Below are 23,517 nucleotides of genomic sequence, written 5' to 3'. Positions count from 1 at the left end.
GCACCGGCGTCGTCGTGGCCGGCGTCGCGAACATACGGCGGTTGGTGCCGCTGTCGTGGCCGAGGTGGCACGCCTGATGCCGGCCGGCCCCTCGCGGACGGCCGTGGCCGGCCCGGCTGCCGCGTCGGGCTCCACGCGGGCATGGCGGTCAGGGAACGCCCGCGACCGGGCCCAACTGGTCGTCACCGCCTCCCGGATGGGCTGGTTCGGACGGGACGCCCGGGCCGTGAGGTGCGGCCGGGGAGCGAGGTGAGGACCGGGTGGTCGACGGGTCCGGCTCCCGCAGGGTGAACGCCGCCTCCGTCGTGCGGCACAGTGCCTGTACCGCGCGGCGCAGCGCGCGCCAGGAGGCGAGGCCGAGGAGGGCGCCGATCGGGGCCGCGGGCCACCACCAGGCGCCGATGACCGCGAACGCCGTGCTCCAGGCGAGGCCCTCGCAGGCCGCGTCGTAGGCGTCGCGGGCCTCGGCCAGCGCGGCGCGGGGTGAGTCGGCAGCCCCGAGCAGGAGTGCGGTCCAGCCGTGTACGACGTCGCCGCCCGTCTCCCTTCTGATGTTCGCCTCGGTGAGGCGGAACCGGTCGCCCGACCAGGTCGGTGACTCGGGCCGCCCGACGGCTCTGGCGCGGGCGGCCCGCGCGTCGAGCCGGTCGGCGCGCAGGGCGTGGCCCGCGCCGCGTGCCCGTACGGACTCCCTGGCCAGCGTGTCCGGCTCCACCCAGTGCCGGATCCGCCACGCCTTCACCCGCCGGCCCAGCGGCATCAGCCACCACGGCCAGGCCCCGGACGCCAGGGCCCCGATCGCGACCGCGGCGTACGGCACCGCGAACGCGGCCCCCATCACCGGCACCGCGAAGAGCACGAGCGAGGCGACGGCGTTCGCGGACAGGCCGCCGCCCGTGCGCAGCGCGCCGGCGATCCGCTCGTGGGCCAGGGCGACGTCGTTCCAGTGTGCGTGGCCCAACTCGCCGCCGCCGACGACCGCGACCGCGACGAACAGAGCGGCGGGCAGCAGCCGCCGCAGGAACCAGCCGTCGGGCAGGCGCTTCTGCAGCTCGATGAGGAGCCCCATCGTCGTCAGCCGTCCACCGGACGCATCGGGCCGCCGCCCAGCGCACAGACCGGCGTCGCGGCGGCGACCCCGTTCCGCAGCTCGACCCTGGCACAGCGGCCGGTGGGGCAGACCCAGCCCGCCGACTGCGGGGTGGGGGCGCCGGGCCAGTCGCCCACGCCCATGGTGGCGGGCAGCCCGAGCCCGTTCGGGATGCCGGCCGACTCGACCGCCTCGTGCAGGGCACGTACGGCGTCCCGCCACTGCGTGCCGGCCGGGTCCGCGTCCCGTACGACCGGGAAGGCCGACTCCCAGACGGCGGAGGCGATCAGCGGGCGCAGCTCCTCGACATTGCGGCACAGGTATTCCACGGCATCCTCGTACACCCTGTGCGCCTTCGCCCCGTCCCCCACGGCCGCCTCCCTGAACGTCCCGTGCACGCCTTCCCCCTGACAGTCGGTCAGACTAATGTAGGAAGCGATGTCCGAGCTTCGGGAGCGCGTGGTCGCACGTCTCGTCACGGCTCAGAACGCCCGCGATCCCGCACCCCTGCGCGATCAGGACGCGGTGGCCGACGCGCTGGCCCTGCTGCGTGAGGCCGCGCCCTCGCCCGAGGAGACGATCGACCTCGACTCGCTCGCGGCCGTCTTCTGGACCTTCTGGCTCCGCCACCAGGGCGCCGAGGACCCCGACGCGGCACAGAATCTGACCCTCGTGTCGGGTACCTTCGGGTTCCTGTGCCCGCGCGTCCCCGACGGCGCCGGGTTTCCCGAGGCCCTGACGGAGGGCTTCGACCCCGCCGACCCGTCCCACGAGGCGCGGTTCGCGCATCTGATGAGCGCGGCGTACTTCACTGTCGCGGTCGAGGGGCCGCAGCAGGCCAGGACGGCCGCCCTCGAGTCCGCCCTCGCCTGGTCGGACACCTCGTTCGAGTACGTACTGGCCGAGGACCACGTGGGATTCGTGGAGTTGGCCGTCCAGGCCCACGACCTCCACATGACCCGCTTCCAGTCGGCGGCGGACCCGGACGGGCTGGCAGCCGCGGCCCGGTACGGGCGGGCGGTGTGCACGCGGCTCGCCGCCGTCGAGCCGGGGCTGTTCGACGTCGAGGGGGCGCGGGCCGTCGCCGCGGCCACCCTGCGCACGGTGGTGGACGCCGCACGGCTGCTCGGTGCGCCCCGGCTCACCCTGGTCGAACAACTGGTCGCGGCGGCACCCGACGGCGCGGTCACCCCGGAGACCGCCGACGGGCTGCGCTTCCTGCGCATGCTGGACGCCCAGCCCGTCACCTGGCCCGGCGAACGCGACCTGGTCGTCGGCGTGACCCTCGCGGACGCGGGCATCGCCGAGCACGACGCGGGCCGCGTCGCCTGCGCCGTACGACGGCTGCGTACGGCCCTGGCGGCCACCCCCGCCGGGCATCCCGCGCACCCCGAGGTGACCACCGCGCTCGGCCGGGCGCTCGCGGCCTTCGCGGCGGAGCGCGAGGACGAGGAGGCGGCCGCGGAGGCCATGGAACTGCTCGACTCGGCCGGGGTGCTGAGTGACGAGCAGCGGGAAATGCTCTCCGCATACCGGGAGTTGAAGGAGGCCGGCCGGAGCGGGGACCCGGACGACCTGGAGCGGGTCGCCCCGCTCCTCGGGCGATTCGTCGAACGGGTCCGGGAGGGCGCCGCGCACACGGGCGGCGCCCTCGACATCGACCTCGAACTCGCCGGTCTGGCCGCCGGATTCGAGCCCGACGACACCTCCGACGAGCGGATCGCCCGCTACCGCACCGCCGTCGCCGCCCTCCCCGCCGACCGGCCGCACCGCCACGCCTACGTCGCCGTACTGGCCGCGCTCACCGGGCTGCGTGCCGAGGCACTGTGCGACACCGAGCCGGCCCGGGCCGGGCTGCTCGCGGCGGAGTGCCGGGAACTGACCGAGGAGCTGGCGGCAGGTGCCCCGGCCGGGTTTCTGGCCTCGGACCTGCTGCGGCGGGGCCTGTTCGCGGTGGCGCTGCCCGTCGCCATGGCCTCGGTCGGCACGGGGGACGTTCCGGACGACGCCATGCGCGGCATGGTGGAGCAGCTGACCCGCATGGGCGACGTCCGCCTGGCCGGCCCCGAGAACCTCGACGCCGACATCGAGATCATCCGGGAGCTCATCGAGGACATGGGCGAGGACGACACCACCCTGCGGCCCTACCTCTCCGCCGCGCTCGGTGCCGCCCTGTCCGCCCGGTCCGCCGGCCGCCCCCGCCTCACCGAGCTCGAGGAGGTCGTCAGGCTGCTGCGCGACGCCCGCGCGCACGCGTCCGACCTTCCGGGCGAGTTCGACCGGATGCTCGCGGACGCGCTCACGACCCTGTCGATCGGCCGCTTCGACGCGGAGGGCGCACGCGAGGCGGCGGCCCTGCTCGCCTCGGCGCCGGGTGTGCCCGGCATGCCGGCGCCAGAGGCGGAGCCCCGGCCCGGCGAACCGGTACTGTCCGAGACCGACAAGGAGCTCCTGGCGGGCCGCACCGAGCTGCACAACGCCCTCCAGAACTACCTGTTCGGCCATGAACCGGCCCAGCTGGAACGGGCCCGGCGGATCGCCCGCCGCATGAGGGACGCCACCCGCGCCGGGACCACCGGGGCCGACCGGCCCTGGTACGACCTGATGGGCGACGCCTACGTCGACCTCGTCGAGACCGTGGGACCGGGCGGCGGCCCGCGCCGGGACCTCAGCGACGACGTGGTCGACCAGTGCCGGGCGACCTTCGCCCGGTGCGCCCCCGGACACCTCATGCGGCCGATGATCGCGATGACGCTCGCCCGGGCGCTCGCACAGCGTGCCATCGCGCTCCGGGCCACCGAACCGGAGCGGGCGCAGGCCCTGCTGGCCGAGGCGGAGGAACTGAGCCGCGTCCTGACGGACGAGATGCCGGAGGGTGCCCCGGTGGATGCGGGCGCCGCGATGCGGACCGTTCTCGACCTCATCGGCCGGGGCCGCCTGCCGGAGGTGACCACCACCCAGGGCACTCCCCGCCCCGGCACCCCGGACGACCTGCTCTCCTCCCTCATGGGGCCCCTCCAGGACCGCCTCTCCGGCGTCGCGGACCCCGACGCCTGGCACGACACCGCGATCCCGGTGTGGATGCGGGCCCACGGCGAGATCGGGGCCGCGGCCGGTGCGCTCGGCCGGGGTCAGCCCCGGGTCGACCAAGCCCTGGCACATCTCGAAGCCGGCATCGAGGCCATGGCCGGCGTCACCGACCGGGGCAGCGACCAGGCGTCCGCCGAGCACGGTCTGTCGAGCTTCGAAGGGGACATCCGCTCGGTCACCGAGCTGGTCCTCGCCCACCTCGTCGGCCAAGCGCTCGCCGACCGGCTCCCCGCTCATGTGAAGGCCCTCGAACAGAGCGTGCGCGCGGTCGAGGCGGGGCAGATTCCGCCCGTACCCGCCCCCCTTGAGCGCAGGGCCGAAGGCCCCGAGGTCGACCGTGCCGCAGAACTGCTGGAGCGCGGCCGAGGTCTTCTGCTCGGCCGGCGGATCGAGGCCCGCGCCGACATCGGCGACCTGCGCTCCGTGCACCCCGAGCTGGCCGACGAGTTCGAGCGGCTGACCGAACAACTCGACGCGCAGCCCGAGACGGCCGCCGCCGGCGACGCCGAGTGGGCGCGGCTGGCAGGACTGCGCGCCTCCCGCGAACTCGACGGCCTCGTACGGCGCATCCGCGCACAGCCCGGCTTCGAGGGGTTCCTGCGGCCCCTCGCCGCCGACGAGTTGAGGGCGCTCGCGGCCGACGGCCCGGCAGTCGTCCTCAACCACGGCAGACGTTTCTGCCACGCCCTCGTCATCACACACGGGTCGATCACCGCCCTGCACCTCGAAGCGGAGGCCGACGAGATCACCGCCGCGGCACGGGAGCTGCGGGACGCCGTGGACGCCATCAACGCGCAGGGTACGTCCCGTCCGTCCCCGCACCAGCTCGTCGCCGCGGGCAACACGGTCCGCGAGACGCTCGCGTGGACCTGGCACAAGATCGTGCGCCCGGTGCTGAAGCTGATCGGCTCGGCGGACCCCGTCCCCGAACACGCCGACTGGCCGCGCATCTGGTGGGTCCCCACCGGCCCCTTCAGCGCCCTGCCGCTGCACGCGGCCCAGTGCACGGCTCCCGACTGCGAACGCGACGGCTGCGGCGCCGCGCTCGACGCCGTGGTGTCGTCGTACGTACCCGGGCTGCAGACCCTGGCGTACGCCCGTGCCCGCGCCCGGCAGCGCGGTACGGCCGACCACGGCAGCGCCCTGCTGGTCGCCGCACCCGAGGACGACCTCCCCGGCGTCGCCGCGGCCACCGCTCACGCCGCCGAACTCCTCGGCGCCCCCGCGCCGTTGACCGGCCCGGCCGCCACCCGGGAAGCCGTGCTCGCCGCGCTGCACGACGCCTCGTGGGCCCACTTCGGCTGCCACGCGGCCACCGACCCGACGGAACCCTCCGGCGCCCTGCTGCACCTGCCCAGCGGCGAGCCGGTCTCGGTCCTGGAGATCTGCCGGGCCCGCCCGCGCGCGGCACAGCTCGCCTTCCTGGCGGCCTGCGGCACCGCACGCACCGCCGAACGCCTCACGGACGAGGCCATCCACATCACGAGCTCCTTCCTGCTGGCCGGCTTCCCCACCGCGGTCGGCACCCTGTGGGAGATCGACAGCGCCCACGCCGACCACATGACCCGCGACTTCTACCGCCGCACGACGGCCCCCGACACCCGCGGGGCCGCCCACGCCCTCCACGACACGGTCCGCCGACTACGCCGCCGCATCCCCGACCGCCCGCACATCTGGGCGGCGTACGTCCACGCGGGGACGTAGAGCAGGCGTCACCGCTGCCCGAGCCGACAGCGCGCACCGCCCCGGGGCGTGCTGCCGAAGGAGCCCGGCGAGCGCGTCGTCGGCGTTCAGGGAGCCGCCTGTTCGCACTGACCGTGGTGATGACCGCAGCCGTCGAATCCCGGCTGCTCACGAACCGGACCCTGCACGCGTCTACAGGGGCTTGACCCAGCGACGCCAGTGGTCCTCGCGACGGTAGCCGCCCGCGGTCCATGCGTGGTGGGCCTGTTCGTTCGCTTCCAGGACCATGGCGTCGACGCGTCGCCCGCCCAGGGCGGCGAAGCGTTGTTCAGCGGCTTCCAGCAGGGCGGTGGCGATGCCCTGCCGCCGGTGGTCGGGGTGTACGGCCAGTCGGTAGGCGGAGCAGCGCCATCCGTCGAAGCCGGCTATGACGGTTCCGGTGAGGAGGCCGTCGCGCTCCGCGAGGAGTAGGGCTTCGGGGTCGCGTGTGAGGAGTCGGGCCACTCCGTCGTGGTCGTCGCTGATGCTCTTTCCTTCCGCGGCGTCGCGCCAGAACCGCAGCACGGTGTCGATGTCCGAGACGGTGGCGCAGCGGATGTGCAGATCGCTCATGGGGTGAGCCAAACAGACCGCTCGCCTGTCCGGCGAGCGGTTTTGCGTCCGCGGATTCGACAATGGCGGTCGCGTTCGGCGGGCCGCGCCACGACGCGGGCGGCGCGCGGGTGCCTGCCGCGAGGGCCGGCAGGAGCGGATTGGTCAGGACGGCGGGGTAACGGGTGAGTGCCCCGCGTACGGGTTCCCCTCATGCGGACTCCTCGCGCAGCCGCTCCATCACCGGCGCGAAGGCCTCCATGCAGGGCTCCAGGACCGTCAGATACGAGAACCCGAACCGCTCGCGCTGTGCCCGCACCCGGGCGACGACGTCCTCCAGCGGGCCGGCCAGCACGATGGGCAGCGCCAGCGCGTCGTCGGGACTCAGCCGCGGCTGCCGCTCCAGCAGCGGTTTCAGCACCGGTTCCGGGTCGTCCGTGACCGCCACGAGCTGGACGAGGAGGTTCAGTTCCGCCTCGTGCGCCCGGCCCGCCGCGAGGCTCCGGTAGCGGGCCACCCGCTCGTCCAGCTCGTCGGCGGTGAGCGGCTCCAGCCCGCCCGGTGTCTTCCCCGGCCGGGCTCCGGTGAAGGCCGCGATGTCCGCGTGCTCGGCGGTCAGCCGCAGCATCCGGTCGCCGTTGGCGCCGATCAGCAACGGCACCCGGGACTGGGCGGGGCGCGGCTGGTGTTCGGGAGAGCCGAGCAGCCGGTCCAGTTCCGCCACCGTACGGCGGAGATGGTCCACGCGCTCGCCCGGCGAGCCGTACGGCAGCCCGGCCGTCTCGTGCTCGGCCGGGACGTACCCGGTGCCCAGCCCCAGTTCGAGGCGCCCGCCGGTGAGCGCGTCGGTGGTCGCCACCTCGCGGGCCAGCAGCGCCGGATTCCAGAAACCCGCGTTGAGCACGAACGTGCCCAGCCGGGGGCGTTCGGTCGCCTCGGCCGCCGCGACCAGTGCCGGGAACGGCGCGGCCATGCCGAGGTGATCCGGGACGAGGATCACGTCGTACCCGAGTTCCTCGGCGCGGCGGCATTTCGCGCGCCACTCGGCGGCGGGCGCGGGCGTGAGCAGATTGACCCCGAAGCGGAACGGACGCGGCATGAACTCTCCTAGCGAGCAGCTGACTTGAGCCGGGAGCTGCGATTCCATCACGCCCGCCGCACGCCCGGAAAGGCGCCTCACTCGTGGGCGATCGCCGCCAGCACATTCATCCGTGACGCCCGCAGCGCCGGCAGCACGGCCGCCCCCACGCCCACCACCGCCGCACCGATCACGACGGCGACGATGGTCGTCCAGGGGAAGGCCAGCGCCGTCAGCCCGCGCAGGGCCAGCACCTGCTGCATGCACACGCCCCACACGAGCCCCAGCGCCAGCCCGAGCACCGCGCCGAACACCGCGATCACCACCGACTCCAGCCGGATCATCCGGCGCAGCTGCCGCCGCCCCAGCCCGATCGCGCGCAGCAGCCCGATCTCACGGGTGCGCTCCACCACCGACAGGGCCAGGGTGTTGACCACACCGAGCACGGCGATCACGATCGCCAGTCCGAGCAGTGCGTACACCAGGTAGAGCAGCACGGCGATCTGGTTGTGGACCAGCTGCTTGTAGTCGGTCTGGTCGCGCACCTGGACCTGCGGGAACGGCTCGAGAGCCCGTTCCAGACGGGGACGCAGGTCCTGCGGCTTCGTACCGGAGGCCGCGTTGACGTAGAGCGCGGAGTCCTGGGCGCCGGGCGCGTACTTCGCGAGGGTCCCCAGGCCGAAGTAGATGCCGCCCTGGGTGCCGAAGCCGTCCGTCGTGGCCTGGTCGGTGAGTGCCGCGACGGTCAGCTCGGTGTGCCGCCCGCCCGGGAACTCCACCGGTACGACGCTGCCGACGCGCACACCGTGGTCGTCGGCGAAGCCGGCGTCCATGGCGAGGTGACCGTCCGCCAGCGCCGCCCGCGAACCGCCCTGCGCGTAGGTGATGTGCAGGACGTCGTCGAGCCGGGGCCCGTACGCGACGGCGGTCGTGCGGACCTCGTCCCCCTTCGGCAGGCGAACGGCGACCGGGGTGAGCCGCTGCGGGACGACGAGACCGACGCCGCGTGTGCGGGCCACGCCGTCCCGCACCTCCTTGGTGAACGGGGCGAACCTGGTGTTCTGGACGATGAGGTCGGCACCGAGGTTGTTGTCGATCTGCCGGTCGAACGACGCGGACATCGAGGCGCTCGCCACCGACATCCCGCCGACCAGGGCCAGGCCCACCATGAGCGCGGCGGCCGTGGCGCCCGTACGACGCGGGTTGCGCAGGGCGTTGCGCTGGCTCATCCGGCCGACCGGGCCGAACAGCGCCGGAAACGCCCCGCCCAGGACCCGGATCACCGGCCGCACCAAGAGGGGCCCGGCGACCACGGTCGCGATCAGCGTCAGGACCACGCCGAGCCCCAGCAGCGAGGCCGCCTGCGGGGTCTTCGTGGCCGCCGCGCACCCGGCCAGCGCCGCCGCGCCGACCGTCCCGACCACCGCCCCGACGATCGCCCGTACCGTCAGCGGCTTGCCCACACCGGCGACCTCGGCGTCGGCGAGCGCCGCCATCGGCGACACGGCCGCCGCGCGCCGCGCGGGCAGATAGGCGGCCACGAAGGTGACGCCGACACCGACGACGTACGCCACGACGGGCGTGGCCCAGCCGATGACCATCTCCGCGGCCTTCAGGTTCATCCCGAACGCGCTGATCAGCCGGATCAGCCCCAGCGCCAGCCCGATTCCGGCCAGGAGGCCCAGTGTCGAACCGACCAGCCCGAGCAGCAGCGCCTCCGTGAGCACCGAGCGCCGCACCTGCCTGCGGTCCGCGCCCAGTGCCCGCAGCAGGCCCAGTTCGCGCGTGCGCTGGGCGATCAGCATGGAGAAGGTGTTGACGATGAGGAACACGCCCACGAGCAGCGCGACACCGGCGAAGCCCAGCATCACGTACTTGATCACGTCGAGGAAGGTGCCGAGGCTGGCCGCCGCCGACTTGGCCTGCTCCCCGGCGGTCTTCAGGTCGTAGGCGCCGGTTCCGACCGCCCGACCGACACGCCGCTTGAGCTGGGCGTCGGTCACTCCGGGCGCCGCGTCCACCGCGATGCTGGTCGCCTTCGCGGCCGACCCGAGCAGCTCGCGGCCCGCGACCGCCGGGTCCAGGAAGACCAGGGCCGCGCCGGGGTTGGTGGTGGTGAACGTGGCGATGCCGACCACCCGTACCCGGAACGTGCCCGGCTGTGCCTGGACGGTCAGCGTGTCGCCGATCCGTACGTGCCTCTTGGCGGCCGTGTCGGCGTCCAGCAGCGCCTCACCGGCGCCCTGCGGCGCATGGCCGGAGGTGAGCCGCACCGGGCTGCGATGCGTGACGTACCAGGCCGTCGCGAGGGTCGGGGCGCCCGTGGTCGGGCCGACGGACTTGTGGTGGGCGTCGACCACGACGGCGTTCTCCACCGACACCTCGGCGCGGGCCGCCGCGACCCCGTCGACCTTCGCCACGCGGTCCCGCAGCGCGGCGGGCAGCGTCTGCACCGCACCGCTGAGCCGGGCCGACCGCAGATCCTGCTTCGGCTGGACCGTGACATCGGCGGCGGTGGAGGCGAACAGCCGGTCGAAGGTACGGGTGACGGTGTCGGAGAAGATCAGACTGCCCGCGACGAACGCCACGGACAGGATCACGGCCAGCGCGGACAGCGTGAGCCGCCCCTTGTGCGCCAGGAAGCTCCTCAGGGTCGCCTTGAGCACCGGGTCAGTCCTCCCGCACGGCGGCGTCGTCGCCGATCCGGCCCCGGACCACCTCGGAACGGGGGGTCTGGGGGTTTCCCGCGGGGAAGACCCGCATGCGCTCCAGTACCGCCTCCGCCGTCGGCTGTGCCATCTCGTCCACGATCTGCCCGTCGGCGAGGAAGAGCACGAGGTCGGAGTGGGCGGCGGCGCCCGGGTCGTGCGTGACCATGACGACCGTCTGCCCGAGATCGTCCACCGCGCCGCGCAGGAAGCCCAGCACCTCCAGGCCTGCCCGCGAGTCGAGGTTCCCGGTCGGTTCGTCGGCGAAGATCAGCTCCGGCCGGGAGGCCAGCGCCCGCGCGCAGGCGACCCGCTGCTGCTGTCCGCCGGAGAGCTGGGCGGGCCGGTGCGTCAGCCGACCGCGCAGCCCCAGGGTGTCGATGACCTGGTCCAGCCACCGCTGGTCGGGCGTGCGGCCCGCGATGTCCATCGGCAGGGTGATGTTCTCGGCGGCCGTCAGGGTCGGGATCAGGTTGAACGACTGGAACATGAACCCGACCCGGTCCCGCCGGAGCCGGGTCAGCTCCCGTTCCCGCAAACCGGTGATCTCGGTGTCGCCCAGCCACACCTGACCGGCCGACACCGTGTCGAGGCCCGCCAGACAGTGCATGAGCGTGGACTTCCCCGACCCCGAGGGGCCCATCACGGCGGTGAAGCGGCCGCGCGCGATGTCCACGTCCACCGAATCCAGGGCGATCACGGCCGTCTCGCCCGAGCCGTAGGCCTTGGTGAGTCCGCGGGCGCGGGCCGCGACCGAGCCGTTGGGCGTGCGGCCCGGGGCGTGCTGCGCAGCTGGTGTGGACAAGACAGCCTCCCGGTCGTTCGAACGGCCCGTTCCGGGCGAGCGTAAGGGACAGTCCGGCCCGGCGCAGCGCCTACGCGCGCCCTTGCCTTGCTAGCACCTCGGCGCTAGCGTCGAGGCATGGCGAAGACCCAGCTGAACGTACGCGTGGACGAGGGCACCGCCCGCGCGGCCCGCGAACGCGCCCTGGCCCGCGGCATCAGCGTCAACCGCTACATCGAAGAGCTGGTCAGACAGGACACCGGGGAAGCCGGCCGTACGTTCGTCGAGGCCGCCGCCGACTTCATGAAGCAGTACGAGTCCGTGTTCGCCGAGGAGTTCACCGAGACCCCCCGCGGTGCCGGCACCGAGGACGGCCGCTGATCCCTTGAACGAGCTCAGTATCGACCTCGCCTGGCTCCTCATGCTCGCCGAACAGAAGACGCCCGGGGACCCGCAGGTCACCGACTGGGGCGCGCTGGTCGCCGCCGTCGCCCGGCACCGCGCCGAGATCTTCGGCGTGCCGGTCTACGACAACCCGCACGCCCGCGCCGCCTCCCTGCTCCAGCTCCTGATCCACCTGCCGGCGCTGGAGCGCTCCAACGCGCTGTTCGCCTCGGCGGTCGCCTACGCCTACCTGGTCGCCAGCGGCGCGAAGGTGGTCACCACGCCCGAGCAGGTGCGCGACCTCGCCCGGCTGGTGAAGGAGGGCGCGGCCGACGTGGACGACATCGCGCGGGAGCTGCGGCGCTGGAGCCTGTGATCAGCGCGCGGCCGGCTCGTCCGGGCGCCAGGCGACCCCCAGCGTGCAGTACGACGCCGGCAGCGCCGGACCCTGCTCCGGCATCATCACGCGCCGGTGGGGGCCGAGTGCGAACCCGGCCTCGCGCAGCGCGGCCACCGGCCGGCGGGCCACATGGCATCCGCCGGTGAGCAGGGGCCACACGGTCCGGTCCAGGGTGCGCTGGGTCAGCGTCATCAGGGGGCCGCCGCCCCGGCCGTGCTCGAAGAACCGCACCTGGCCGCCCGGCCTGAGCACCCGCCGCACCTCGCTCAGCGCCCGCGGTACGTCCCGCACGCTGCACAGCACCAGGGACAGCACGACCGCGTCGAAGGCCTCGCTCTTGACCGGCAGCGCCTCGGCGGCGCCCGGCACCACGTCGACCGGGACCTGGGCGCGCAGGGCCGACTCGAACGCCAACTTCCTGAGCAGCGGCTCGGGTTCGATCGCGACGACCTCGGCGACGGCGCTCGGATAGTGCGAGAAGTTCAGCCCGTTGCCGGCACCGATCTCGATCACCCGCCCGGACAGTCCCGCGAGCAGCCGCTCGCGCACACCGGCCATGCCGAGCCGGGTCTCGGCGCTCACGCTGTACCGGGCGTAGCAGCGGGCGAACAGCGGATGGTGCACGGGACTCCGCGGGACCTTGTCGGAACCGGACAGCAGCCGCATGGCGAACCTCCCCGACGGACGGCCTAGAGGGAGTGTCCCCCGTACGGCGCCTTCGCACCCCCTGCGTCGGCGCCCGGCCGACACGGGGCTCCGCCCCAGGACCCCGCCTCGCCCGTCCTCCACCCGACGCGGTCGGCTGGAGGACGGGTCACTACGCGGTCCGCTCGGCTGAAGGGTGCCCCCCGGGCCCGTGCCCGGGGTGTGCCGTTCCCGTCATGCCGCCTCGCGGACCCGGAATGCTTCCGCATCCCAGGTCCCGTCCAGGCGGGGGGCCAGCCACGTTGGTGCCGCTGTCCGGAAGTCGGCCGGTGACAGTGCCCCCGCCCCGGAGGGGATCGCGCCGAGGAGGGGGGAGCCCGCGGTCTCCGGCAGGTCGGTGACGTTGCAGCGGGTGGCGAGGTCGGGGGAGTCGGGCCAGCTGCCGATCACGATGCCCGCCAACTCCAGGTCCCGGCGGCGCAGTTCCAGTGCCGTCAGCTCCGTCGTGTTGAGCGTGCCCAGACCCGCCTGGGCGACGACCAGCACCGGTGCGTCCAGCAGCCGCGCCGCGTCGGCCAGGGTGCCGCCGGACGCGTCGAACCGGACGAGCAGCCCGCCCGCCCCCTCGACCAGCACCAGGTCGTGTTCGGCGGCCAGCTTCGCCGCCCGGTCGGCCACCTCGTGCGGGTGCACGGGCGCCATGCCCGCCCGCCGGGCCGCCGTGCCGGGGGCCAAGGGCTCGGGGTAACGGGCCAGTTCCGTGGCCGTGACCCGCCCCGCGAGCCGTGCGACCTCGTCGGCGTCCCCGCGCTCGTCGGGCCCTACCCCCGTCTGCGCGGCCTTCAGCACGGCCACCGAGCGTCCGGCCGCGAGCGCCGCGGCGGCGACGGCGGCGGTGGTGACGGTCTTGCCGACCTCGGTGCCCGTCCCTGTGATCATCAGTACCGGCATGTCATCCCTCCCGCGCCGCGGCGCACACCGCGCGCGCGATCCTTGCCACGTCCTCGTCCGAGGTGATGTACGGCGGCATCGTGTAGACCAGGTCGCGGAACGGGCGCAGCCACACGCCCTCCCGCACGGCGGCCGCGGTGGCCGCGGCCATGTCCACCTCGTGGTCGAGCTGGACGACGCCGATCGCCCCGAGGACCCGGACATCCCGGACGCCGGGCAGGTCACGCGCCGGCGACAGGCCCTCCCACAGGCCCGCCTCGATCCGTTTGACCTCCGTCCGCCAGTCCTGTCCCAGCAACAGCTCGATGGAGGCACACGCCACGGCCGCCGCCAGGGGGTTGCCCATGAACGTCGGGCCGTGCGCGAGCACCGGCACCTCGCCCCGCGAGATCCCGTCGGCGATCCGCGCGGTGCACAGCGTGGCCGCCAGCGTCAGATAGCCACCGGTCAGCGCCTTGCCCACGCATATCACATCCGGGGTGACGCCCGCGTGCTCCGCCGCGAACAGCGCGCCGGTGCGGCCGAAGCCGGTGGCGATCTCGTCGAACACCAGCAGCACGTCGTGCGCGTCGCACGCCTCGCGCAGCACCCGCAGATACGCGGGGGAGTGGAAACGCATCCCGCCCGCGCCCTGCACGACCGGCTCCACGATCACCGCGGCCAGTTCGTCCGCGTGCCGGGCGATCAGTTCGCGCAGGTGGTCGGCGTACGACTCCTCGTACTCCGCCGGCGGGGCGTCGGCGAACAGCTGGCGCGGCAGCACCCCCGTCCACAGCTCGTGCATCCCGCCGTCGGGGTCGCACACCGACATCGGCTGCCAGGTGTCTCCGTGGTAGCCGCCCCGCCAGGTCAGCAGCCGCTGCTTTCCGGACCGGCCGAGCGAGCGCCAGTACTGCAGGCACATCTTCACCGCGACCTCGACCGACACCGATCCGGAGTCGGCCAGGAAGACGTGCTCCAGGCCCTCTGGTGACATGTCGACAAGGTGCTTCGCGAGCCGTACGGCGGGCTCGTGCGTGAGCCCGCCGAACATCACGTGACTCATCCGCCCGAGCTGCTCGTGCGCCGCCTCGTTGAGGACCGGGTGGTTGTAGCCGTGGATCGCCGACCACCAGGAGGACATGCCGTCCACCAACTCGCCCGAGCCGTCGGCGAGCCGCAGCCGGACCCCGCTCGCCGACTCCACGACCAGCGGTTCGGCACGTCCGGGCATCGGTCCGTACGGATGCCACACATGCCGTCGGTCCAGCTCCAGCAGCTCGGGCACGCTCAAGTCGGGTGGGCCGGGCAGGTCAGGCATTGGGCGCGAGGTCCGTTCCGGCGCCCCGGCGCCGGACGGCCACGAGGTCGGTGCGCGCCTCCTGCGGAGCCGACGCGGACGCCGTACCCGCCGTGCCGCACGCGTCAGCCGTCGTACCGCACGCGTCCGCGCCCTCGTGCGAGCCGCAGCCCTCGTGCGAGCCGCAGACGGAGCCGCATCCGGCGCTCTCGTGCGAGCCGCAGCCGCCCGCGGCCGCCACCCGGTGCTCCGGCAGCGTCACCTCGCCGGCGCCCTCCACCTCGAACCCGGCGTCCGCGATCATCTCCAGGTCAGCCTTGCCGGCCTGGCCCTCGCTGGTCAGGTAGTCGCCGAGGAAGATCGAGTTGGCGAGGTGCAGCGCGAGCGGCTGCATGGTGCGCAGATGGACCTCGCGGCCGCCCGCGATACGGACCTCCACATCCGGACAGACGAACCGGACCATGGCCAGAATGCGCAGGCAGCGCTGCGGGGTGAGGTTCCACTCCTTGGCCAGCGGGGTGCCCTCGAAGGGGATGAGGAAGTTCACCGGAACGGAGTCGGGGTCCAGTTCACGCAGCGAGAAGACCACGTCCACCAGGTCCTCGTCGGTCTCGCCCATGCCGGCGATCAGACCGGAGCAGGCGGACAGGCCGGCCGCGTGCGCCTTGTTCACCGTGTCCACCCGGTCGGCGTAGGTGTGGGTGGTGGTGATGTCCCCGTAGGTGGACTCCGAGGTGTTGAGGTTGTGGTTGTAGGCGTCCGCGCCCGCCTCGCGCAGCCGCTCGGCCTGGCCGTCGGAGAGCAGACCGAGGCAGGCGCACACCTCGACGGCCTCGTTCTGTTCCTTGATCGCCTTGATGGTCTCCGAGACCCGCGCCACGTCCCCGTCCGTCGGGCCGCGTCCGCTGGCCACCAGACACACCCGCTTGGCGCCTCCCGCGAGCCCCGCGGCGGCCGCCTGGGAGGCCTCGTCCGGCTTGAGCCAGGTGTACTTCAGGATGCCGGTGTTGGAGCCGAGCCGCTGGGAGCAGTAGGAACAGTCCTCCGGGCACAAGCCGGACTTGAGGTTGACCAGGTAATTCAGTTTCACGCGACGGCCGAACCAGTGCCGGCGCACCTTGCCGGCCGCGGCCACCACATCGAGCACGTCGTCGTCGGAGGTGGCCAGTACGGCGAGTGCTTCCTCGCGGGTCGGCAGCTCGCGTCGAAGCGCCTTGTCCACCAGCGTGTTCAGAAGGTCCATGACGTCCGATCCTGTCGTACGGGACCGCTCCGGGCCAAGGAGAGTTTGCACAACGGAGACGGATCACCGTGTGGGTATTGCCACACACTGGGCGGCTGGTCCTGCCGCTAGTGTCTGTCCGCTACCTACAAAATCATCGGAGGAGCCATGGCGTTCGGCTGGATCGCGGAGCAGGCGGAGGCGCGTCGCCGCGCCGGACTCGTACGGACCCTGCGCCCGCGCCCGGCCGACTCGCCGCTGCTGGATCTGGCGAGCAACGACTACCTGGGCCTCGCCCACCACCCCGAGGTCACCGAAGGGGCCGCGCGGGCCGCCCGGGTCTGGGGCGGCGGCTCGACCGGCTCCCGGCTGGTCACCGGCACCACCCAGCTGCACACCGAGCTGGAACGCGAGCTGGCCGCGTTCTGCGGCTTCGAGGCGGCACTGGTCTTCTCCTCCGGCTACGCCGCCAACCTGGCCGCGGTCACCGCGCTCGGCCCGCACGGCTCGCTGATCGTCTCCGACGCCGGCAACCACGCCTCCCTCATCGACGGCTGCCGGCTCGCCCGGGGCGAACGGCAGGTCGTCGGGCACGCCGACCCCGAGGCGGTGCGCAAGGCCCTGGCCACGCGCCAGGGACCGGCGATCGTCGTGTCCGACACGGTGTTCTCGGTGGACGGCGACCGGGCGCCGCTGGCCGAGCTCGCCGAGGCGTGCCGGGAGTACGGCGCGGGGCTGGTCGTGGACGACGCGCACGGGCTCGGGGTGCTGGGCGACGGCGGCCGGGGCGCGCCGTACCAGGCCGGGCTGTCCGGTGCCCCGGACGTGGTGGTCACGGCCACCCTGTCCAAGTCGCTCGGCAGTCAGGGCGGAGTGGTGTTCGGCCCGGCGCGGGTGATCGACCACCTGGTCAACGCGGCCCGGACCTTCATCTTCGACACGGGCCTGGCCCCGGCGGCGGCCGGCGCCGCACTCGCGGCACTGCGGCTGCTCGTCCGTGAACCGCAACGCGCGGCGCGCGCCCGCGAGGTGGCCGCCGATCTGCACGCACGGCTGACCGCCGCGGGTCTGGAAGCGGTGCGTCCGGACGCCGCGGTGGTCTCCGTGCGGGCTCCGTCCCCGGAGCAGGCGGTGCGCTGGGCGGCCGACTGCCGTACGGCAGGGCTGGCCGTGGGCTGCTTCCGTCCCCCTTCCGTGCCTGACGGCGTCTCACGGCTGCGGCTGACCGCCCGCGCGGACCTGTCCGGGGCCGAGATCGAACGCGCTGTACGGGTGATCGGCGAAACGCGACCATGAGTCGGCGTGACACGGCCGTGCTTCGCGCGGGAGCGGCTTCGGGTCGGTGGTCGTCTACGGGTCAGTGGCCGTCGTCGGTCACAGGGCGGTGAGGAAACCGGCCCAGCTCCCGGCGGAGAAGAGCAGCGCGGGCCCGGCCGGACTCTTGGAGTCGCGCACGGCGAGCAGTCCGGCCCCGGGACCGGAGCGCGGCCGGGCCGTCTCCACGCAGTTGTTGGCTCCCGTGCTGTAGCTGCTGCGCAGCCAGTGCACCTCGTGCAGGTCGGTACTGGCAGGGACGTTCCGAGGCAGTGCTGACATGGTGCCTCCTTACGCGCCGTCACCTATTCCGGCGATGTAATCCAACGTGTCCTGGGGTGAAAGGGCATGCATCCGAAGGGTGTCGAAGGCCTCCGAGTAGGCCATGAGGTCTTCTTTCCGCTCCAGGTAGAGGCTACTCGTCAACTGGTCGAGAACAACCACATCCAGATCAGAAGTGCTCGGAAATGAGAAGATAACGAAAGGCCCGGTGAGGCCGACATGTGCTCCCGCCCCGAACGGCAGCACCTGCAGCCGTACTTGGGGCAGGCGGGCGGCCTCCAGCAGCCGCGCCAGCTGCCGGTTCATCACCTCCGGGCCGCCGACCTCGCGCCGCAGCACCGCCTCGTCCAGCACCGCGCACAGCTTCAGCGGCGGGTCGACACGGAGCACGTCCTGCCTGGCCAGCCGCACCTCCACCAGCGCGTCCAGGCGTTCGTCGTCCAGGCCCTTCACGGCCGCCCGGGTCACCGCGCGGGCGTACTCGGGCGTCTGCAGCAGCCCGGGTACGACCGTGGTCTCCAGGGTGCGCATCGCGCTCGCCTGCGACTCCAGGCTGATGAAGTCACGGTAGGTGGGCGGCAGCACCCCGCGGTAGGCGTGCCACCAGCCGTTCCGGTCGCCCGCGCCCTCGGAACCCGCCAGCATCAGCAGCAACTCGCGCAGCTGCCCGTCCTCCACTCCGTAGGCGTCCAGGAGCAACCGCACATCGGCTGGTTTCACGCCGCTGGCACCGGTCTCGATACGGCTCACCTTCGACTGGTGCCAGCCGACCAACTGGGCCGCCTCACCGCTCGTGAGCCCAGCGCCGGTGCGCAGCGTGCGCAGTTCGGCGCCCAATTTGCGGCGGCGCACTGCCGGCCCGTTCTGCATGGGCTCCTCCTTACTCCTTCCGGGACGCCCGAATACGGTCTCGCGTCGTAGAGTTCACCGCTTTGGGCGACAGATATATGCATATCTTGGTGGATCGCTCCCCGTGACCGGCCCGGTGATGGCAGTCTGACGAGCAAGCACCAGTCCGGGACCGTACTCGAACCATCCGCTCCGTGTCGGACTGCGGTCCCGTGGGAAAGGGACGACGTCGCCATGGCAGACCATCTGGAAGCATCCGTCACTCTGCCGAGCGATCCCGCCTCGGTGTCCGCCGCCCGCTCCTACGTCGTGGGCACGCTCGAGGAGTGGGGCCTGCCGGCGGGCACCGACGTGGCCGACACGGTACGGCTCATCGTCTCCGAGCTCGCCACGAACGCCGTACAGCACACCTTCGGTCAGTCCCCCACCTTCACGGTTGACGTCGCCCTCGACCGCGACGAACACCTACGCATCGGCGTCACGGACAGCCACCCCCGCTTCCCGAAGAGACTGCCTGCGGCGGTCCAGCAGGACAACGGCCGCGGCATGGTCATCATCCGCTGGCTGACGGCCGAGTGCGGCGGCAAACTCCGGGTGCGCCCCACCCGCGAGGGCGGCAAGACGGTCTCGATCGAACTCCCCTGGACCATCCCGGCCGAGCCGGTCCCGGCAGGGGGCCCACAGGAACCGTAGCCCGCCGGGCGGGGCGGCCGTCGGGCTTCCCTCAAGGGCGCCGCGGGACGGGCCCGGGAGACGCCGGGCCTTTGGCGACGAGGCCGAGCGGCGGCGCCCCGGCGGGGATTCCGGTGGCGATTCCGGTGGCGATTCCGGTGGCGATTCCGGTGGGCGAGGGGCCCGGACACGGCAGGCAGGGGGACGGGGGGGCGGGGGCGGTGGGCCCTGTGGCGGTCGGCCGGTTGGTGTCGAGTCGGTGGGCGTCCTGATCGGCTGACGGTCCCTGCGGCGTGCACCGGGCGGTGCCAGAAGGCGTGACGGCCGGGTGGCGACGACCGGCGGGCGCGGTGGGGCTGGAGACGTCAGAGGGGGCCGTGGTCCTTCGGCGCCGGGCGGATGTCGTGGCCGAGGCGGATTGCCGGGCCCGGCTCGCCGCAGACTGGCCCGTCTGCCCGTCTGCCCGTCTGCCCGTCTGCCCGTCTGCCCGTCGTCCGTCTGTCCGCCCGCCAGGCCGGCGCGGGACCAGGGTGTCGCTCCGTCGCTGTACCTGCCGGTCCTGCTGGTCCTGCTGAACCTGCCGCTCCTGCTGAACCTGCGGGGCCGAGTCTGTCCCGCAACGGCGCGGTGCCCGCGTTCAGGCACCGTTGGGACACCCCGTTGGGACACCCCGCTCAGGCCTTGCCGGCAGCGGCCTCTCCGAAGCGGGTCCCCTCCTCAGGTCCCCGCGGAGCGGCCCGCTCGGCCGAAGGCCCCGCGCAGCAGCGCGCGGAAGGCGTCGGCGGCCGGAGTCGTCTCGTCGGCGCGGTGGGCGACGGAGATCGTGCGGTGCAGGCGGCCCGCCTCCAGGGGGCGTACGCCGACCGGTGTGGCCGCCGTGCGGGCCACCATCTCGGGGACGACGGCCACGCCGAGCCCGGCGCTGACGAGGGCGCACACCACGGCGTACCCGGGTGTCGGCACCAGCAGGGCCGGTGTGGCGCCCGCCGCGGACAGCAGGGCCTCGATCTCCCGCCGGGCCGGATGGTGCGGCGCCATGCTGATCAGTGGCTGCCCGGCCAGCTCCGCCAGCGGCAGCCGGGACGAGGTGCTGCTCAGCGCGTGTCCCGGCGCGGTCACCAGCACCAGTTCCTCCACCAGGACCGGCTCCAGACGCACCGTCGACGGCACGGGAACGCTCTCGGCCGGGTGGTAGGTGTGGGTCAGGGCCAGGTCCACCTCGCCGGCCGCCACCGCCGTGACCCCGGCCGGCGGGTCGTAGTCCGCGACGGACAGCGTCACGTCCGGATGCGCCCGGCGGAACGCGCTCAGCGCGGGCGGCAGCAGATGCACCCCCGCGGTCGGAAAGGTGCCGAGCCGCAGCGCCCCGCCGGTCAGTCCGGTCAGCCGCGCCAGTTCGTGCCGGGCCTGCTGAAGTTCGTCGAGCACCCGCCGGGCCCGGGCCACGAGCACCTCGCCCGCCTCCGTCAGCCGGGCCCCGCGGTGGTGACGGACCAGCAGGGCCGCGCCCGCCTCCCGCTCCAGCTTGGCCAGCTGCTGGGACAGGGCGGGCGGTGTGTAGCCGAGGCGGTCGGCCGCCCGGGTGATCGAGCCGGCCTCCGCGACGGCTACGAGCGCCGCGAGCCGAGTGGGGTCGTACATGGCCCCAGACTAAAGGAATGCTTAAGGCCCACCCCAGGCATTCGAAATACCTGGTGAAGGTCGGGTCGGGGCACGCTGGGCGCATGGACGGACAGCTCATCGCCTTCACCGGGATCGCCGCCGGACTGGTCACCATGCCGGGCGCCGACTTCACCGTGGTCGTACGCAACGCGCTCGTCTCGCGCCGGGCCGGCGCGGTGTGCGGACTCGGCATCGCGGGCGGACTCCTGGTGCACACCACTCTGGCGGTGGCCGGGGTCGCGGCCGTCCTGGCGGCCGTGCCCGCGCTGTTCCGGGCGCTGCAGCTGCTGGGTGGCGCCTATGTGCTGCAACTCGGGGTGCGCACCCTGTGGGCACTGCGGCGGCCCGCACCGACGCCCCAGGAGGCCGCGGCCGAGGCCGCCCACCCGCTGAGGCAGGGCTTTGTCACCAACGTCCTCAATCCGAAGGCCTCGCTGACCTTCCTCAGCCTCCTGCCGCAGTTCGTGCCCGCGGGGAGCCCCGCCCTGCCCCGCACGCTGCTGCTCGCGCTCATCGTGTGCGCGCTGGCACTGGTGTGGTTCCAGGTGGTCGCGCTGCTGGTGGACCGGCTGGGCAGGTGGCTGCGCCGGCCCCGGGCCGCCCGTGGGCTCCAGGCGGGCACCGGGGCGGCGTTGACGGCGCTGGGAGCGGCCCTGCTGCTGGAGCCGCTCCTGCCCTGACGCCGGGTCAGCTGACCCGGCCGTACCAGACGCTCTTGGTCCAGATCTTCTGGAGCCTCACCACGTCCCCGGTCCTCGGCGCGTGCCAGATCTTCCCGTGCCCCGCGTAGATGCCGACGTGGTACACGCTGGAACCCGAGTGGAAGAACACCAGGTCACCGGCCTTACGGCTGAGGGCTGAGATGTGGTGCGTCCTGTTGTACTGCTGGGCCGCGGTACGCGGCAGGTTCTTGCCCACCTTCTTGAACGAGTAGAGCGTCAGCCCCGAGCAGTCGAACCTGTGCGGCCCGGTGGCCCCCCACTGGTACGGGGACCCCTTCTTGGAGGCTGCGACCTGCAGTGCTTTGGTCGCGAGGGTGGCGGCCGAGGCGTCGGTGGCGAGGCCAGGGACCGCGATCGAGCCGCCGACGGCGGCGAGGGTGAGGGCCGAGGCCGTGCCGGCCCGGGCCATGAGCGACGGGACACGATTCAGCGCAGTCATGCGCAACCCTTCGTCAGCCGCCTGTGAAGGATGACCTGTCGGATTCGGGCTGGCGAAGTTGCCCGGCCGCGTAGCGGCTTCACCCCAAGGGCTGCTCGGAACGTCCGGCCGTCCGTGACCACAGACGAACATCCGTTCCGGCGACCCGTCTTGCCTGGGTCCTCCACTCCTGCCGATCCACTCCCGTCGACCGGTCATCCGGGCGGCGGCAGGATTCGGCGTCCGCCCGGACCGCCCCGCCGTTGTGGCGGGGGCTTGTCGTCAGACAGGGATCTTCACTCACAGCTGTCTGAAAATCCCAACGGATCCGGGGATTTGTGGCGTTACTCACCACTCACCCGTTCGAGTGGACAGGGCTGCGTTCGACGCACCGTCACATCCCGGTCGTAGCCGCCGACCTGGGGCGGAGCATCATCTTCCGCGCTTGGGACCCGCGCGGTGCGCAAGTCGGAAGGCCCCCGGAACGATCTGGATATACGTCGGTCGGGGGTACGCCGTTCGGGGAGTTTCGTGTCCGCCTCCAACGGCACGTGTCGACATCAGGATCCGTCCGGCTGGTCGGGCGTCCGGATCAGCCGACGCCGTCGGTCGGGAGCGTGGCGCGAGCGGTGCGGCGTGCACCGTCCGGCACCCGCAGGGCTCGTGCCGGCGTGTCCCCGTCCAGCTCCGCCTCGCCCCGCCGGTGCATCGATGCGAGGGCGTCACACGGCTCTGCGGCCTTGCGCACCAGGGCCTGGGTCGCGCGCGGCCCGCCGTAGGTGTCCCCGTCCCGCGCCGGACTGATCCTGCCCAGCAGGTCGACCGTCTGCAGGTAACGGCCGATCAGATCTCCTTGGGGCACGTCGGTCCGGGCAGGGGCGGCGGTTCCGGCAGCATCGGCGGCTCACCTCGCGTCCGGTGCGCCGGGCGTGCTCCGCCGGCCGGGCGCGATGCCGTCCACCAGACGGTAGGCCTGTGTCGCGGGAGCGTCCAGGATCACGTCCCGTCCCAGGTCGCGGTGTACCTCCCGCGCCGTGCGCCCGGTGTGTCGTACGGGCATCCCCTCCGCCGGCGCGCGCATCCGTGCCAACTCCCCGGCCTCGATGAGCGATCGCTGGGCCGGCCCTGCACCGGTTCGGTCGGCCGGGGCCGCTCGATCGCGATGGGCGCGCCCGGCGGAGCGAACCGCTCGCCCGGCGTGCCGGCCGCGAGCAGCGGCGCGGCGGGGGAGGCGGCCTGGCCCAGGCCGTAGGTCGTCATGTCGCTCGGCTTCTGTGAAAAACGTACATAACGTACCTGACGTACGATGGGGGTATGGCCTACGAGATTCCGGTGACCCAAGCCAGGGCTGAGCTCGCCGACCTGATCAACCGGGTGGTGTACGGCGGTGAGCGCGTCGTCGTGACGCGGCACGGCAAGCCGCTCGTCGCGCTGGTCTCGGCCGCCGACCTGGAACGGCTGGACGCGCTCGACGAGCCGGCCGAGGAGCAGGCCGAGGGGCAGACCGGGGAGCAGGCCGGGGAGCGGGTCATCAGCTCGGTCTCCGGTGTCCGCGAGGCCGGCTCCGTCCCGCGTGAACAGCGGCGGTTCGGGATCGCCGCCGAGCATCGCGGTCCCGGCGTGTCCTGACCGACGCGGGTATCGGGGGTCTCATCGCGCGGTCATCGGTGGATCAAGGTCTGGTTAACGTCGC

22 protein-coding genes, 2 pseudogenes and 1 riboswitch are annotated in these 23,517 nt (G+C 73.3%); of the genes and pseudogenes, 7 read left to right on the top strand and 17 right to left on the bottom strand.

Features of this window, described 5'->3' with window-relative positions; genetic code table 11:
- Positions 1–148: 148 nt before the first annotated feature.
- Complete coding sequence (locus tag ACWC94_RS12165) at positions 149–1,069, bottom strand: hypothetical protein (protein ID WP_450796424.1); 921 nt, start codon at positions 1,067–1,069, stop codon at positions 149–151.
- Positions 1,070–1,074: 5 nt separating this feature from the next.
- Positions 1,075–1,461 (bottom strand): hypothetical protein, encoded by a 387-nt coding sequence (locus tag ACWC94_RS12160; RefSeq protein ID WP_450796423.1) that lies wholly within the window; start codon positions 1,459–1,461, stop codon positions 1,075–1,077.
- A gap of 67 nt (positions 1,462–1,528) precedes the next feature.
- Here ACWC94_RS12160 and ACWC94_RS12155 point away from each other — a divergent pair, with 67 nt between their 5' ends.
- On the top strand, positions 1,529–5,884 hold the full coding sequence (locus tag ACWC94_RS12155) for a CHAT domain-containing protein (protein ID WP_450796422.1): 4,356 nt from the start codon (positions 1,529–1,531) through the stop codon (positions 5,882–5,884).
- A gap of 171 nt (positions 5,885–6,055) precedes the next feature.
- Here ACWC94_RS12155 and ACWC94_RS12150 read toward each other — a convergent pair whose 3' ends face one another.
- From ACWC94_RS12150 to ACWC94_RS12135, 4 genes are all read right to left on the bottom strand, one after another.
- Positions 6,056–6,475: a GNAT family N-acetyltransferase gene (locus ACWC94_RS12150; protein WP_450796421.1), complete on the bottom strand. Its 420-nt coding sequence runs from the start codon at positions 6,473–6,475 to the stop codon at positions 6,056–6,058.
- Between the two features lie 190 nt (positions 6,476–6,665).
- A complete protein-coding gene (locus tag ACWC94_RS12145; RefSeq protein ID WP_450796420.1) occupies positions 6,666–7,553 on the bottom strand; it encodes an LLM class F420-dependent oxidoreductase in 888 nt (295 codons plus the stop codon).
- A 77-nt stretch (positions 7,554–7,630) separates the two neighbouring features.
- The gene (locus ACWC94_RS12140; RefSeq protein WP_450796419.1) at positions 7,631–10,198 is read right to left on the bottom strand and encodes an ABC transporter permease; all 2,568 of its coding nucleotides are present in this window, start codon (positions 10,196–10,198) and stop codon (positions 7,631–7,633) included.
- A 4-nt stretch (positions 10,199–10,202) separates the two neighbouring features.
- Entirely contained in the window at positions 10,203–11,045 is an 843-nt protein-coding gene (locus tag ACWC94_RS12135) for an ABC transporter ATP-binding protein (RefSeq protein WP_450796418.1), read from the bottom strand.
- A 117-nt stretch (positions 11,046–11,162) separates the two neighbouring features.
- On the opposite strand from ACWC94_RS12135, the gene ACWC94_RS12130 reads away from it, so the two are divergent.
- Together ACWC94_RS12130 and ACWC94_RS12125 are read left to right on the top strand one after the other, a co-directional pair.
- Positions 11,163–11,405, top strand: coding sequence for a toxin-antitoxin system HicB family antitoxin (locus ACWC94_RS12130; RefSeq protein WP_450796417.1), 243 nt, complete (start codon positions 11,163–11,165; stop codon positions 11,403–11,405).
- A gap of 4 nt (positions 11,406–11,409) precedes the next feature.
- A complete protein-coding gene (locus ACWC94_RS12125) occupies positions 11,410–11,784 on the top strand; it encodes a fic family toxin-antitoxin system, toxin component (RefSeq protein WP_450796416.1) in 375 nt (124 codons plus the stop codon).
- On the opposite strand, the gene ACWC94_RS12120 is transcribed toward ACWC94_RS12125, so the two are convergent.
- From ACWC94_RS12120 to bioB, 4 genes are all read right to left on the bottom strand, one after another.
- Complete coding sequence (locus ACWC94_RS12120; RefSeq protein WP_450796415.1) at positions 11,785–12,474, bottom strand: class I SAM-dependent methyltransferase; 690 nt, start codon at positions 12,472–12,474, stop codon at positions 11,785–11,787.
- A gap of 213 nt (positions 12,475–12,687) precedes the next feature.
- Positions 12,688–13,404 carry a dethiobiotin synthase gene (gene bioD / locus ACWC94_RS12115; protein ID WP_450796414.1) on the bottom strand — a complete coding sequence of 239 codons (717 nt, stop codon included), beginning with the start codon at positions 13,402–13,404 and terminating at the stop codon, positions 12,688–12,690.
- A 1-nt stretch (position 13,405) separates the two neighbouring features.
- Complete coding sequence (locus tag ACWC94_RS12110; protein WP_450796413.1) at positions 13,406–14,704, bottom strand: adenosylmethionine--8-amino-7-oxononanoate transaminase; 1,299 nt, start codon at positions 14,702–14,704, stop codon at positions 13,406–13,408.
- The gene (bioB, locus tag ACWC94_RS12105) at positions 14,697–15,926 is read right to left on the bottom strand and encodes a biotin synthase BioB (RefSeq protein ID WP_450796412.1); all 1,230 of its coding nucleotides are present in this window, start codon (positions 15,924–15,926) and stop codon (positions 14,697–14,699) included. Before bioB ends, ACWC94_RS12110 begins: the two co-directional genes overlap by 8 nt.
- Before the next feature lie 147 nt (positions 15,927–16,073).
- Here bioB and ACWC94_RS12100 point away from each other — a divergent pair, with 147 nt between their 5' ends.
- Entirely contained in the window at positions 16,074–17,201 is a 1,128-nt protein-coding gene (locus ACWC94_RS12100; RefSeq protein ID WP_450796411.1) for an 8-amino-7-oxononanoate synthase, read from the top strand.
- Positions 17,202–17,279: 78 nt separating this feature from the next.
- On the opposite strand, the gene ACWC94_RS12095 is transcribed toward ACWC94_RS12100, so the two are convergent.
- Together ACWC94_RS12095 and ACWC94_RS12090 are read right to left on the bottom strand one after the other, a co-directional pair.
- Entirely contained in the window at positions 17,280–17,501 is a 222-nt protein-coding gene (locus ACWC94_RS12095; RefSeq protein WP_450796410.1) for a DUF397 domain-containing protein, read from the bottom strand.
- A gap of 9 nt (positions 17,502–17,510) precedes the next feature.
- On the bottom strand, positions 17,511–18,371 hold the full coding sequence (locus tag ACWC94_RS12090) for a helix-turn-helix domain-containing protein (RefSeq protein WP_450796409.1): 861 nt from the start codon (positions 18,369–18,371) through the stop codon (positions 17,511–17,513).
- Positions 18,372–18,584: 213 nt separating this feature from the next.
- On the opposite strand from ACWC94_RS12090, the gene ACWC94_RS12085 reads away from it, so the two are divergent.
- Complete coding sequence (locus ACWC94_RS12085) at positions 18,585–19,043, top strand: ATP-binding protein (protein WP_450796408.1); 459 nt, start codon at positions 18,585–18,587, stop codon at positions 19,041–19,043.
- Positions 19,044–19,739: 696 nt separating this feature from the next.
- Here ACWC94_RS12085 and ACWC94_RS12080 read toward each other — a convergent pair.
- Positions 19,740–20,663, bottom strand: a complete 924-nt coding sequence (locus ACWC94_RS12080; protein ID WP_450796407.1) for a LysR family transcriptional regulator — start codon at positions 20,661–20,663, stop codon at positions 19,740–19,742.
- An 83-nt stretch (positions 20,664–20,746) separates the two neighbouring features.
- Here ACWC94_RS12080 and ACWC94_RS12075 point away from each other — a divergent pair, with 83 nt between their 5' ends.
- A complete protein-coding gene (locus ACWC94_RS12075) occupies positions 20,747–21,364 on the top strand; it encodes a LysE family translocator (protein WP_450796406.1) in 618 nt (205 codons plus the stop codon).
- Positions 21,365–21,371: 7 nt separating this feature from the next.
- Here ACWC94_RS12075 and ACWC94_RS12070 read toward each other — a convergent pair whose 3' ends face one another.
- From ACWC94_RS12070 to ACWC94_RS12055, 4 genes and pseudogenes are all read right to left on the bottom strand, one after another.
- On the bottom strand, positions 21,372–21,845 hold the full coding sequence (locus tag ACWC94_RS12070) for a C40 family peptidase (RefSeq protein ID WP_450796405.1): 474 nt from the start codon (positions 21,843–21,845) through the stop codon (positions 21,372–21,374).
- A gap of 3 nt (positions 21,846–21,848) precedes the next feature.
- Positions 21,849–22,076, bottom strand: a riboswitch (cyclic di-AMP (ydaO/yuaA leader).
- 340 nt (positions 22,077–22,416) lie between these two features.
- Entirely contained in the window at positions 22,417–22,686 is a 270-nt protein-coding gene (locus tag ACWC94_RS12065) for a hypothetical protein (RefSeq protein ID WP_450796404.1), read from the bottom strand.
- Between the two features lie 42 nt (positions 22,687–22,728).
- Positions 22,729–22,932 (bottom strand): annotated as a pseudogene (locus ACWC94_RS12060) (ATP-dependent Clp protease proteolytic subunit); the annotation flags it as partial.
- Positions 22,933–22,976: 44 nt separating this feature from the next.
- Positions 22,977–23,084, bottom strand: a pseudogene (locus ACWC94_RS12055) (ATP-dependent Clp protease proteolytic subunit); the annotation flags it as partial.
- Between the two features lie 54 nt (positions 23,085–23,138).
- On the opposite strand from ACWC94_RS12055, the gene ACWC94_RS12050 reads away from it, so the two are divergent.
- A complete protein-coding gene (locus ACWC94_RS12050; protein WP_450796403.1) occupies positions 23,139–23,453 on the top strand; it encodes a type II toxin-antitoxin system Phd/YefM family antitoxin in 315 nt (104 codons plus the stop codon).
- Positions 23,454–23,517: the final 64 nt, after the last annotated feature.

This window comes from Streptomyces sp. NPDC001135 (assembly GCF_053598395.1).
Note: the sequence above shows the minus strand (reverse complement) of the source record. Positions and strands in the feature narration are given on the sequence as shown.

What these genes read in the sequence shown, in the direction of transcription:
- ACWC94_RS12090 (WP_450796409.1), bottom strand. Translation starts at nt 18,371, where the DNA reads ATGCAGAACGGGCCGGCAGTGCGCCGCCGCAAATTGGGCGCCGAACTG.
- ACWC94_RS12165 (WP_450796424.1), bottom strand. Translation starts at nt 1,069, where the DNA reads ATGGGGCTCCTCATCGAGCTGCAGAAGCGCCTGCCCGACGGCTGGTTC.
- ACWC94_RS12150 (WP_450796421.1), bottom strand. Translation starts at nt 6,475, where the DNA reads ATGAGCGATCTGCACATCCGCTGCGCCACCGTCTCGGACATCGACACC.
- ACWC94_RS12145 (WP_450796420.1), bottom strand. Translation starts at nt 7,553, where the DNA reads ATGCCGCGTCCGTTCCGCTTCGGGGTCAATCTGCTCACGCCCGCGCCC.
- ACWC94_RS12050 (WP_450796403.1), top strand. Translation starts at nt 23,139, where the DNA reads ATGGCCTACGAGATTCCGGTGACCCAAGCCAGGGCTGAGCTCGCCGAC.
- ACWC94_RS12100 (WP_450796411.1), top strand. Translation starts at nt 16,074, where the DNA reads ATGGCGTTCGGCTGGATCGCGGAGCAGGCGGAGGCGCGTCGCCGCGCC.
- bioD (WP_450796414.1), bottom strand. Translation starts at nt 13,404, where the DNA reads ATGCCGGTACTGATGATCACAGGGACGGGCACCGAGGTCGGCAAGACC.
- ACWC94_RS12155 (WP_450796422.1), top strand. Translation starts at nt 1,529, where the DNA reads ATGTCCGAGCTTCGGGAGCGCGTGGTCGCACGTCTCGTCACGGCTCAG.
- ACWC94_RS12120 (WP_450796415.1), bottom strand. Translation starts at nt 12,474, where the DNA reads ATGCGGCTGCTGTCCGGTTCCGACAAGGTCCCGCGGAGTCCCGTGCAC.
- ACWC94_RS12110 (WP_450796413.1), bottom strand. Translation starts at nt 14,704, where the DNA reads ATGCCTGACCTGCCCGGCCCACCCGACTTGAGCGTGCCCGAGCTGCTG.
- ACWC94_RS12075 (WP_450796406.1), top strand. Translation starts at nt 20,747, where the DNA reads ATGGACGGACAGCTCATCGCCTTCACCGGGATCGCCGCCGGACTGGTC.
- ACWC94_RS12130 (WP_450796417.1), top strand. Translation starts at nt 11,163, where the DNA reads ATGGCGAAGACCCAGCTGAACGTACGCGTGGACGAGGGCACCGCCCGC.
- bioB (WP_450796412.1), bottom strand. Translation starts at nt 15,926, where the DNA reads ATGGACCTTCTGAACACGCTGGTGGACAAGGCGCTTCGACGCGAGCTG.
- ACWC94_RS12070 (WP_450796405.1), bottom strand. Translation starts at nt 21,845, where the DNA reads ATGACTGCGCTGAATCGTGTCCCGTCGCTCATGGCCCGGGCCGGCACG.
- ACWC94_RS12080 (WP_450796407.1), bottom strand. Translation starts at nt 20,663, where the DNA reads ATGTACGACCCCACTCGGCTCGCGGCGCTCGTAGCCGTCGCGGAGGCC.
- ACWC94_RS12095 (WP_450796410.1), bottom strand. Translation starts at nt 17,501, where the DNA reads ATGTCAGCACTGCCTCGGAACGTCCCTGCCAGTACCGACCTGCACGAG.
- ACWC94_RS12085 (WP_450796408.1), top strand. Translation starts at nt 18,585, where the DNA reads ATGGCAGACCATCTGGAAGCATCCGTCACTCTGCCGAGCGATCCCGCC.